Raw genomic sequence first — 1497 nt, 5'->3', positions numbered from 1 at the left:
TGGTTCCTCTATTACGCCTTCCGTTCCCCGCTTCAATCTGACGGGTTGTGAATCCTGAAACTGGGGGTGGCTACCGCCGTTACTCTCAACTTCCTGCTTTACTAGATGGGTCACAACTCCATCGTTCTAGTGTTCTGTCTTGACCTTGAGTCTCTCTGCCTTATCTGGGTGTCGAGTCCAGATGTTGGAACACATAGATAGTTATGGGATGGTCAGGGCGCACTCCTTATATTCTACCAAGGAATAGAAGTCCCACTAGGAGGTTATTTCAGGCATTGCAGCCCTATTTCACTCCTAAACGTCTCGCATAACCATTACTATTGTATCACGAAGTCGCCCTGAAGTGCAAGGTTTTAGACCCAGTTTCTTGATAAAGTATGATTAACATGAGGGTGTAACAGTCTGGGGACCGCTGGAACAATATTGCTAAACCTCCCACTAAACTCAGTTGATGAAAAGGCACATAGTCAAACATTCCGTATCGCTCACTTGTAGATGAATATAGCTCCCTCTGGAACTCAGCGGTCTACAATGGTCTACCTAATCGCGAACAACTCTCAAATTAGACGGGCGGGTTGGGTTGGCTTGCTTATGGTGAAGAGTCACCTACGGTGTAATCTACTCCCCTACAGACACATTAGTGCCAGTACTGACCATCGAAGCCCCCGAATTGATGAGCCCTTCCAGCAGGAGATCGGTGCATGAGTTCCCCCAACAGAAAATTGAAGCCCACCATATTAGTGGTTGATGATGAGCCAGATAATTTAGATCTGCTATACCGGACTTTCCATCGGGAATTTAAAGTTCTCAAAGCCGAAAGTGGGCCGGCTGCATTGAAGATCTTAGAAGAGGTGGGGGAAGTAGCAGTAATTATCTCTGATCAGCGGATGCCCTATATGAGTGGCACAGAGTTTCTCAGTTTGACCGCGACTCAATATCCCGATTCGATCCGCATTATCCTCACTGGTTATACGGATGTTGAAGACCTGGTAGAGGCAATTAACTCCGGTAAGGTGTTTAAATATGTCACTAAACCTTGGAAATCTGATGAACTCAAGGCGATCGTTCAGCAAGGTTTAGAAACTCATAATGTCCTGAAATCTCGCACAGAGGAACTACGCCTAGCACAAAAACAGGAATCGTTACTTTATGAAGTGACAAGTACCATTCGCGCCTGTCCTAATTCCCAGGAAATGTTGCAGCGCATAGTTGAAACAGTGGGTAAAATGTTTGAGGTGAGCTATTGTCTGCTGCGTTCATTCGGTGTGGGTTCAGACCTGATAGGGCTGGGGGCTGGAGTCAGCCCTACCAAACAGGATATCACTGCTACACAAGGGAAGGAGTGGTTCGCATACTTAGCGGAAGGTCAGAATCATCAAAATTCCACGACAGACAACATCAGCGTTATCAATAATAATGATCTGGAATTGAGATCCCTGGTTTGGGAAACTACGGAAGTAATGATTCTTTCGGAAGGTTTGGGAAATGATATTTCTG

At 45.9% G+C, this 1497-nt stretch carries 1 protein-coding gene; it reads left to right on the top strand.

The window, feature by feature from the left end:
- Positions 1–701: 701 nt before the first annotated feature.
- Positions 702–1497 (top strand): response regulator (locus tag P5674_RS24605; RefSeq protein ID WP_315670388.1); only part of this gene is annotated, 796 nt, incomplete at its 3' end.

It is taken from the genome of Limnospira sp. PMC 289.06 (assembly GCF_032350395.1).
GTDB classification, from domain to species: domain Bacteria; phylum Cyanobacteriota; class Cyanobacteriia; order Cyanobacteriales; family Microcoleaceae; genus Limnospira; species Limnospira platensis.
The sequence above is the reverse complement of the archived record's forward strand: the minus strand, read 5'-3'. Positions and strand labels throughout refer to the sequence as shown.